Genomic DNA, 9,837 nt, shown 5'->3' with positions numbered 1-9,837 from the left:
GGTCCAGCCCCGCCTTCTCGGCAAGCAGCCGACGCAACTGGGTCCCGGTCCACACGCCGCGCTCCGCCGCGGCCATCCGCAGCCGCCACTCCACGCCTGGACTGGCCAGGCCCTGGAGCGCTGGTGCTGATGAGGTCATGTCCTCGCCTCCTTCGATCAGCCGGCCAACGCGCGGACGGCGGAGTCTGTGGCGCGCTGCCAGGCGTCCTCGATGAACTTCTGCGACGGCTTCACGTACGCCATCGTCGAGGCGATATGCCGATGCCCGAGCAGCTGCTGGACGGCGATCAGATCCATCCCGCGCTCGTACTGATGCGTCGCACACGCCCGACGCAGCGCGTGCGGCGTGAACCGCTCGTCCCAACCCACACCTTCAAGATCAAGAAGACGGGCCAGGCGATCCCGAACCGTCCCCGTCTTCAGCGCCTGGCCGTCCTCGTCGCAGAACAGCGCCGGAGTAGCAGGGAACAGCGGGCGCACATCCGCCAGATACCAGGCCAGGATCCGGTCCAGGCTCTCCAGCATCGGCGCCCACCGCGGCCTGGGCCCCGAGGTGTTCGCAGCCTTCCCAAACCGCACATGCAGCTTCCCCGACGGCCCGAGTCCCGGATGCACATCCGCCTGGTCCAGACGCACCAGCTCACTCACCCTCACCGCCGACAAGTACGGCGTGCGCAGCAGGGCGTAATCCCGCGCCCCGGACCGGTAATCGGACGCGACAGCCACCCGCGAACGGACGAAGGCGAAGAATGCATCCAGCCGCTCACGGCTCGGCGGTAGGCCCACCGCGGCGTCGTCACCGGCATGCCGCACACGGTTGAACCGGTCCAGCCCGCCGTCTCCGACCGGCACCCCGAACAGAGCCCCTACCTGAGTCCCGTACCGCTGTGCAACGAAGGCATGGAAGTCACGGAGCATCTGCAGGTACTGCCGGCGCGTCCCCGCAGCCAGACCCGCCACCACCAGAGCGTGGAGCATCTCATCTACGTCCTCGGCCTCCACCGCCCACACCGGACAGTCAAAACGCCCCAGCACACGGGCCAGGAGGGAGGTGTAACCGCGGACCGTCGTCGGAGCGAACCCACGCACCACCCACGACCTGGCGAACGCTTCAGCGCACCCTGCCTGGAACGCCCACGGATCCGACCCGGCATCCGGATCAGCCAGCCCGCCACCGACGAGGCGCAGCCCTCCCCGCTCCCCCACAGCCACCCGCGACACCCCGAAGCTCGTCAGTTAAGGCAGCGCCTGAACAACCATGCCGCCACCGACGAACTCAACGAGCCACCGGAGGAAAGGCAATCCCCGCCAGCGAAACAACCGGCTCATCCACACGCCTCGCCGTTGAGCCACTGAGCCTCGTCGACGAGGAAGGTGCGCGGCCGCTCGGACAGGGCGGTCTTCAGCAGGCGGTCGAACTCGCTGGGGTGGCGGGGCGGCTCCCCGGGCAGGCGGAGCGTCTCGAACAGCTCGTAGCGGACCGCGCGGGCGGTGGGGCGGGCCCGGAAGGTGACCCGGCAGACCTCCTCACCCCGAGTGTCCTCCAACTCGTGCAGGCAGGTGTTGACCGCCAAGGTCTTGCCGAAGCCAGCGTTGCCATGAATGCACATCATCGCCCGCGCGGCGACCGTGTCCGCGATGTTCTCCCGCGCGGTCAAAAGCGCCTTCGTGGTCACGATGGAGGCGTCGGGCAGGTCGACGTACTGATAGGTGGGTGCGGTCACCGCACACCACCGCCCACAGCACCGTCCCCGCCACCGGCGGCACCGGCCTGCGGTCCGCCGCCGGGCCCTTCGTCATCTGGCGCAGGTGACGGCTGCGGCCGGGTACGGGCCGCGAGGGAAGCCGGGGTACGCCAGCCAGACGGAGGCGCGGCCGGCGGGATCAGGTCCGGCAGCGCCAGCCGCGACAGACCCGCCCGGTCAGCCACCGCCAACTCGGCAGCAGCCTCCGTCGTGGACACCGCGTCCAGCCGCTCCGGCTTCCCCGGCCGCGTCACCGCGGCGTAGCGCTCGCGCTGGGCGGCGGCGAGGTCCTTGCGCAGACGCCGGCTGCGCGCGGCACGCGCGGTACGGACCGCGGTGATCTGTTCCGGGCTCGCCTCGTCCGCGATGGCCGCAGGTCCCAGGTAGCGGCCGGTCGCGGCGTCGAAGACCTCGATCCGGTGATCGTGGTGCGGCATGAACCGCACCCGCACCCCCGTACCTGCCAGGCCCGTCATCCACGGCCCCACATAGTCCCGCCGGCGGAACCGGACACCGCGGGTGGAGAGCACCCGCACACGGCCGTCGTCCTCCAGCGTGAACGTCCACAACTCCTCAGGGCTCACCTCCCGCACCGGAGTCGGATCCGCCTCCCAGGCTTGGAGCGGGGTCTTCCCGCCCAGCGGTGCGGGCTGGTGGACGGTGTTCCACCACTGCACCCAGCCCAGCAGCCAGGCGGTGAACTCCTCGAAGCCGAGCAGCACCTCGTCCTTCGGCCGACCGGGGCGGCGGCCCGGACGCGGCTGGCGTACGTAGCCGGGCAACGAGGCGAGGAACATCGACTCCACTGCCCGGTTCAGGCCCTCGACCGTGCCCTTCAGATGTGGCGTGTAGGCGGGCAGGTCCTCCACCTCGACCACCAGCGCGCCGAACGCCGCCGCGACCGTCCTCGACAAGAAGTCCTTGCCCCGGTCCACACGAACCCTCTCGGGGAGCCCGCCCTGCGGGCCGAACGGCTCCTCGCGCAGCACCGCCGCGCGGAGCGCGGCCAGCACCGACTCCCGCGACGGATACCCGGCTGTCACCGCGACCCCCATCACCGTGTTCGTCGCGCAGTCCACGAACCACGTCACCCACGGACGACGCACGGTGCCCTCGACCTCGACCAGGACCGGAGCCTGGACGTGATCGGCCTCCCACACCTGATTCCGCCAGCCCCGCGGCCGCGCCAGGAACACATCATGCTTCCGGGCCTCACGCTCCCCACCAGCAAGCCCCGCCCGCTCCCCCGCAGACAGATCCCGCCGGATCGCACGATGCAACGTCGTCAACGACGGAGCTGTACCGGGAGGCGACTGCCGGGCAGCACGCTCGGCCAGCTCACGCTGTACCGCAGCGACGTTCCCTCCCCACAGACCCAGCAACGCACGTACCTCGTCCGTCACGACGAACCGGTCCACCCGCGCCAGCCGGACACCCGGGACCATCCCGGGACCGCGACCGGGCGCAGCGAGCCAGCGCCACACCGTCCGCTCCGACACTCCCAGCGCGCCTGCGGCCACCCGCACATGGCCCGCAGTCAGCCGACCCGCCGCCCGCAATTCCAGCAGCCGGTCCACCGCCGCACCGCGCATCTGAACCCGCGCGGCCTCTGGCAGCGCACTCCGCTCCCCCACCACCACACACTCCACGACCGGGAAGACCTCCACAGGCCCCAACATTCCCGGCCGCCACACCCACCATGGATAAGAAGCACCATTTCCGTGGCAGTGGACACCGTGGTGGTGTACCGCCCCATGACAGCGGCAACCACCCCAAGCACCGCTTCCATGTCAGCAACCGTCCCGCCTCCTGGTCACACGAGCAGCACGAACAGACCTGACTGACGGGCCGTCACTGCCAACCCCCACTGACACCAAACCGACACATCGCAGACAAGGGCCTCCAAGCCCTGGCGCAGTACCTGGAACGGGAAGGCGGCGGCACCCCGGGACGCTCACACGTCGAACAGCTCCCCGAAGGCAGCGAACACCGCACCGGAGTATGGCTGGCCAACCAGAAACAGCGCCGCGACCGGCTCCACCCCGACCAGCTCCGGGCGCTGGCCGACCTCGGACTGGACTGGGCCGGCTCGTAACCGGGCGGCCGGCCCAGGGTGGGGCGCGCCTCGCCCCCCACCCTGGTTCTGGCCTGCGGCGGGCGTGGAACGGGCACGGGAAGCGGCAGGTCAGGGCTCGGAAGCCGGTCGGCGATCCGTTGCAGGTCCCGGCCCCTGGGGGCCGCTTCCACATGTGGAAGCGGTCTTACGCTCGGAGCCTTCCGGTCCCACAGGTGAAAGCGATCTGACGGGGCGCCCCGGCTTCGCGCGGGAGGCGGCCCACTTTCACAGCGCGCAAGGGGGCCCAGAGCCTTCCAGGAGGTGTCGGCCGTCAGGCGAGCCAGGTGGGCGGCGAGGAGACCGGTGCCGCCCTGGTCGCGAATCCGGTCCGTGCGGGCCTGCTCGCGGCGCCGCCATCCCTACACAGGCGTCAAGCCTTCTACCCGCGAAACGACAGGCACCTGCATCAAGCGGACGACACGTCCTCACCTGCCAGCCCAGCTCAGAACCCCGCAACCTGGTGAGCGTCGCTGTCGCCAGCCGACGCAGAACCCATGACGCCCATCAGTTGCGGGGATGATGACCACGGGGGGGCGGGAGGCGGCACCAAGCGGATCTGGTGAAGTTGGTTGCGTTGTGGGGCGTCCGCGCGGCCGCTACCGGTCGGCGGTGAGCTTGCCCGCGGCGGCCCAGCTGTCGGCGGGGACCTCGTGGATCCAGACCTGGACGGTCTCGGCAGGCAGCTGCAGGGTGTCCACGAAGGCGTCGGTGATCCGCGCGACCAGCTCGCGCTTGAGCTCGATGCTGCGGGGGCCCTGCTGGACGGTGACGATCGGCATGGTCTGCTCCTCAAAGTGGTTACGCTATCCGGCTCCTGATGTCCGGTCTGCGCTCTGAGAACAGTCCACCGCAGAGCCCGGCGGCGAACCAGACGAGCTTCGCTCTGGCAGCGATCACGATTCGTGATCGTGCGCGGCCCGCCCCCGGCAGGCCGCGACCAGCAGCTCCGGGTGCGGCACGGTGCGGCGCACCCCGAGCGCCAGCGGCAGGGCCAGCACCTGGTCCCGCAGCGGCCGGAAGGCGATCCGCGGATGGCTGGTCAGGCGGGCGTTGGCCGCGTAGACCACTGTCCACATCGGGGTACCGGTGCCGATCGCGGCGAGCGTGTCCTGCAGGGTGCTGGACGCCAGGCCGGGGACGGGCTGGAAGCCGGCCCGGTGGCAGGCGGTGAGCACCAGGTCGACCAGCGCCGGATGGTTGCGGCGCTCGGTGAGCCGCAGCGGCAGTTCGGCGAGGTCCGCCAGGTCGAGCTCGGAACGCTCCGCGAGCGGGTGGCGGGCGGGCAGCGCGACCATCAACTCGTCGGCCGTCAGCGGCAGGAAGCGCACGTCGTCGGTGCCCGCGGGAATCTCGCCGCGGACGAAGGCCGCGTCAAGGCGGCCGTCCGCGAGCCTGGCGAGCCGTTCCTGCACGGGGGCCGAGTGCAGTTCCACGCGGACCTCGGGCGCGTGCCGTTGGTAGGTGTCGAGGATCCGGTCGAGCCGTTCGCCGAGCCCGGTGATGGTACCGAGCCCGAACGTCCGGGCGCCGGGAGCGGCCAGTTCTGCGGCCAGCGCCGCGGCGGCGCGCTCGGCGGCCAGCACCTCCCGGGCGGCCGGCAGGAACCGTTCGCCGGCCGCCGTGAGCCGGACGTGCCGCGGCGAGCGGTCGAACAGCTCCACCTTCAACTCCCGCTCCAGCCGGCGCACCTGCTGGCTCACCGCCGGCTGGCCGAGCATCAACCGGTCGGCGGCCCGTCCGAAGTGCAACTCCTCCGCGACGGCGACGAAGCACCGCAACTGGCGCAGTTCCACGTGATCCCCCAGTTCCGGTCCCTGTCCCGATCTGCGGCGGCCCGCGAAGGCCCCCTGGCAGCGTACGGCCGAGCCGGGCACGCGCATGAACCTGGCTCCGCTCATCAGCCCCCTTGGAATCGATCACCTAGGGAACCGGGAGGCGCTCTACCGGCGGACCGCCGAGATCAGTCCGCCGGGCCGCTCCTCGCGCTGCGGAGGGGTGCTGATCGGGCGGCCGTAGGCGGCAGCGCGCTCGCGCAGGGTGTGGCTGCCGGCCTCCCAGCCGTGCCCGGCCAGCCAGCCCACCGGGTCGTCGGGCATTTCCGAGACCCACATGGACGCCGCCGATCCCGGCGCGGCGTCCGCGCCGAAGCGCTCGATCACGCCGCGCGAGGCCAATGTCAGCCCCATCCGACTGCCTGCCGCCGACTGCGTGCTGATCCGGGCCACCAGTAGCTCCACCGCGTCCTCGGGCAGATAGATCAGCAGTCCTTCGGCGATCCACACGGTCGGCACCGCCGGGTCGTGCCCTGCGGCGGCCAGCGCGCCTTGCCAGTCCTCACGCAGATCCACCGCGACGGTGATCCGCTCGCAGCGCGCGACGGCCCGCTCCTGGCGCAGCACCGAAGCCTTGAAGTCCAGTGGCGCGGCGGTGTCGACCTCGAACAGCCGGGTGCCCTCGGGCCAGTCCATCCGGAAGGCCCGGCTGTCCATGCCGGCGCCGAGCAGCACGACCTGCCGGACCCCGGACGCGGAGGCCTGCTGCAACAGGTCGTCGAGGAACTTCGTCCTGATGACGATGGAGAACGACACGGCCAGCCGGCGGCGTCGCGCGGCCTCGTCATCGGGCAGCGGCGGCGGGGAGGGCCACAGGCCGCCGACGGTGGCGAAGACCTGTGCCAGTGGGTCGCGGAACAGCGCGTTCTCCCGCTCGGTCTCCAACGCCCGCACCCTGGCCACGCCCACTGCCGTGGCCCACACTCCCGACGGCTGCGCCCGCTCCCGCTCATCAGTCACCGCGCCAGCCTAGATGATCGATTCCAAGGGGCCTGATGAGCGGAGCCAGGTTCATGCGTGGCCAGCCAGTCATGCGCGCACTGCCCGCCTACGACCACTAAAACCACCAATAGGCGAAGATCAACAGTCACCCTGTGTACGCGACCACACGAAGTGGACCAGAGCCTGAGAACGGAGAGCGAATGTCGATGGGGGCCGGCACCGGATGAGAACTGGCAGCACCCGGAGCGCTCGGCTCGGGCGTGTGGGTACGGACGGACATAATTCGGCTGTGGACCTGAGACCGGAGTTGTTGCCCCCGCCCGTGAGTCGGCAGCGGCTGGATGAGCTATCCGCCGAGGTGGAGCGGATCGCTGACCTCTCGTCTTCCCCGAGTACTACGGCAGCAGGAGTCTGGAGGAGTTCGCGAGGGAGGCGGCTCGGCTAGGGCCTGTGTGATGTCGTGATCAGTTGCTGGGTTCTGCCCTCTTCGTGGAGCGGAACCCGGTAGGACTGTGGCCGTGACGCGTAGGCAACTGACCGATGCCCAGTGGAAGTTCATCGAGCCGTACCTGCCGATCGGCAGGTACGGACCGTACCCCGAGCGACTGCGGGAACAGTTCGAAGGGGTGATCTGGCGGTTCCGGTCCAGTGCCCAGTGGCGGGAGATGCCCGCTGAGTTCGGGCCCTGGGCCACCGTCTACGGGCGCTTCCGCGTCTGGCGGGACGCCGGCGTCTTCTCCGCCCTGCTGGAAGGCCTGATCGCCGCAGCGGCCCGCACCGGGAGAACGGACTTGTCGCTGGTCAGCGTGGACTCCACCACGGTCCGCGCCCACCACGACGCCGCCGGGATGCGTATCGGCGAGGACCTCATGGAGGCCCTGGAAGAGGCTGCGCGCGAGCAGGAGGAGGCCCGGAAAAAAGGGGCGGACCGGAGGAACAGAACGGACAGGCCGAGCGCCGGCGCGTCCGGCTCAGACGCAAGCTCCGCATGAAGGAAGCCCTGCTCGGCAGGTCCCGCGGTGGACTGACGACCAAGATTCATCTCGCCGCGGACCGGCAATGCCGTCCGCTCGCGTTCGTCCTGACCGTCGGACAGGCCGCCGACAGCCCTCAGTTCATCCCTGTGCTGGGCAAGGTGCGGGTCCGGCTGCCCGTCGGCCGCCCCCGCACCAGACCCGGCGCGGTCGCCGCGGACAAGGCCTACTCATCCCGCGGCAACCGCACCTACCTGCGCAAACGCAACATCAAGGCAGTCATCCCGGAGAAGAAGGACCAGGCCGCCAACCGGAAGAAGAAGGGCGCAAGGGGCGGCCGGCCCGTCAGCCACGACGCCGGCCTCTACAAAGAGCGGAACACCGTCGAACGCCTGATCAACAAGCTGAAGGCCTGGCGAGGCATCGCCACCCGCTACGACAAGGCGCCCCAGAGCTACCTCGCCGGCCTCCACCTCCGCGCCACAATGATCTGGATCGACGACCTCCTGAAGACCGCCGACTGATCACAACATCACACAGGCCCTAGGAGCGTGGGTCGGTAACGGGCGAGCGGCTCTGTTGCTGTGACCGGCGGGTCGGTTGCGGTGGCGTGGTCTTGTCCGGGCCGGTGGGGTCTGGTGGGGCCCTGTCGGCCGGGTGTCCGGGTGGCAGGGTTCGTCATGTGGCCGGGGAGGCCCGGCCGGTCAGCAGGCCAGGGCGGCGATCCCTGCCGTCCCTGTGTGGCGGAAGATCTTGCGGAGGTTGTGGCAGGCGGCGAGCAGGCGCCACTCGCCGCGGGCGCCGTCCTCGCCGCGCAGGAGGAGCCGGCGGCCGTTCTGGCAGGTCATGATTTGCCCGAAGACGGGTTCGACGATGGCTTTGCGGCGGCTGTAGGCGGCCCGTCCGGGTTTGGTCCGCAGCTTGCGGGCCATGCGTTCCTTCAAGGTCGTGTCCTTGGGGATGCGTCCGCGCGGTGCGGGTGGGACCTGCTCGTCGTGGGCGAGGCGGCCGGTGGCCATGAAGGTGTCGGTGCCGCAGGCGAGTTGGCGGTCCCGGGCGGCTTCGAGGTTGGTCTCGGAGCAGTAGCCGGCGTCGACCAGGGCCTGCTTGGGGTGGGTGCCGGTGTTGGCGGCGGACTGGTCGAGCATGGTGGTGTAGTTCAGCGCGTCGGAGGCGTTGGTCGTGATGTCGGCGGCGGTGATGACCTGATGGGCCTCGTCGACGACGGCTTGGGCGTTGTAGGCCTGGATGTAGGCGCCGTCGCTGTTCTTCATGATCCGCGAGTCGGGGTCGGTGAAGTTGGCCTGGGCCTTCGGCTTCGGGCGGGCCTTGGCGGCGGCCTTCTCACCGGCGTCGGTGACGGCCTGCTCGTCGCTGCTGCCCGCACGGGCCTGGCGGCGGCGCTCGATGCCCTCAGCATGCTTGCGGGCCTTGTCGGCGGCTTCGGCCTCGATCTGGGCGCGGGCTGCCTGCAGGCGCGCGAGGCGCTTTTCGCGTCGGTCGAGTTCGGAGAGAAGGTCGGTGTCCTTGCCGTCGGGGCCGAAGGCCTCGTCCTCGGCGGTGTCGGTGGCCTCGGCGTCGGCGAGCAGGGCGGCGGCCTTGGCCTCCAATGCGGCGATCTCGGCCTCGATCCGTTCCTCCTTGTCGATCAGACGGCCGTAGCTCATCGCCTTGTGCTTGGAGGCGCTGGCTTCGAGCCTGTGCTGTCTAGGGCGACGCGGCCCATCTTGACCAGGCCGAGCTTGGTCGCGAGGTGCAGCGACTGGGTGAACAGGTCGGCGAGGGCGTCGAGGTGGCGGCGGCGGAACCGGGCGATCGAGCGGAAGTCCGGGGCCGCCCCCGCGGCCAGATAGCGGAAGGCCACATCATCGGTGCACTTGCGCTCGATCGCCCGCGACGAGCGCACTCCGGTGGTGTACCCGTAGATCAGCAACCGGACCATCAACCGCGGGTCATACGGCGGGAACCCGCGCTTCTCGGTGTAGGACGCCAGGATCGGGCCCAGGTCGAGCACCTCGTCGACCAGTTCGGCCACGAATCGGGCCAGATGCCCCTCGGGCAGCCACTCATCCAGCGACGGCGGCAGCATCAGCATCTGATCGGGGACGAACGCCCGGAAGGTCTTCTTCACTGCCACCGTCGGCGCGGTCTCCGGCTTCACCACCGCCGCCGGATCCACCTCGAACAGGCCATCCCCACCAGACATACCAGGATTCTCCCGTATGGAA

The 9,837-nt window shown here is 70.4% G+C and carries 6 protein-coding genes and 2 pseudogenes; 1 reads left to right on the top strand and 7 read right to left on the bottom strand.

Annotated elements, in window-relative coordinates; all coding sequences use genetic code 11:
- Nucleotides 1–156: 156 nt before the first annotated feature.
- The 6 genes from BX286_RS35630 to BX286_RS35605 form a co-directional block, all read right to left on the bottom strand.
- Nucleotides 157–1,206 carry a tyrosine-type recombinase/integrase gene (locus BX286_RS35630; protein WP_121017935.1) on the bottom strand — a complete coding sequence of 350 codons (1,050 nt, stop codon included), beginning with the start codon at nt 1,204–1,206 and terminating at the stop codon, nt 157–159.
- A gap of 119 nt (nt 1,207–1,325) precedes the next feature.
- Nucleotides 1,326–1,724, bottom strand: a complete 399-nt coding sequence (locus BX286_RS35625) for an ATP-binding protein (RefSeq protein ID WP_261993692.1) — start codon at nt 1,722–1,724, stop codon at nt 1,326–1,328.
- A complete protein-coding gene (locus BX286_RS35620) occupies nt 1,721–3,322 on the bottom strand; it encodes a Mu transposase C-terminal domain-containing protein (RefSeq protein ID WP_398898925.1) in 1,602 nt (533 codons plus the stop codon). The genes BX286_RS35625 and BX286_RS35620 overlap by 4 nt, the downstream gene beginning before the upstream one ends.
- A 1,135-nt stretch (nt 3,323–4,457) precedes the next feature.
- Complete coding sequence (gene dmpI, locus BX286_RS35615; RefSeq protein WP_042811709.1) at nt 4,458–4,640, bottom strand: 4-oxalocrotonate tautomerase DmpI; 183 nt, start codon at nt 4,638–4,640, stop codon at nt 4,458–4,460.
- Nucleotides 4,641–4,754: 114 nt separating this feature from the next.
- Complete coding sequence (locus BX286_RS35610) at nt 4,755–5,654, bottom strand: LysR family transcriptional regulator (protein WP_100865019.1); 900 nt, start codon at nt 5,652–5,654, stop codon at nt 4,755–4,757.
- Nucleotides 5,655–5,801: 147 nt separating this feature from the next.
- Nucleotides 5,802–6,617, bottom strand: coding sequence for a class I SAM-dependent methyltransferase (locus tag BX286_RS35605; protein WP_187344331.1), 816 nt, complete (start codon nt 6,615–6,617; stop codon nt 5,802–5,804).
- Nucleotides 6,618–7,153: 536 nt separating this feature from the next.
- Here BX286_RS35605 and BX286_RS35600 point away from each other — a divergent pair.
- Nucleotides 7,154–8,133 (top strand): annotated as a pseudogene (locus tag BX286_RS35600) (IS5 family transposase).
- A 180-nt stretch (nt 8,134–8,313) separates the two neighbouring features.
- Here the strand turns inward: BX286_RS35600 and BX286_RS35595 are convergent.
- A pseudogene (locus BX286_RS35595) lies at nt 8,314–9,815 on the bottom strand (IS1182 family transposase).
- Nucleotides 9,816–9,837: the final 22 nt, after the last annotated feature.

Source organism: Streptomyces sp. 3211.6, from assembly GCF_003634815.1.
Classification (GTDB): domain Bacteria; phylum Actinomycetota; class Actinomycetes; order Streptomycetales; family Streptomycetaceae; genus Streptomyces; species Streptomyces katrae_A.
The sequence above is the reverse complement of the archived record's forward strand: the minus strand, read 5'-3'. Positions and strand labels throughout refer to the sequence as shown.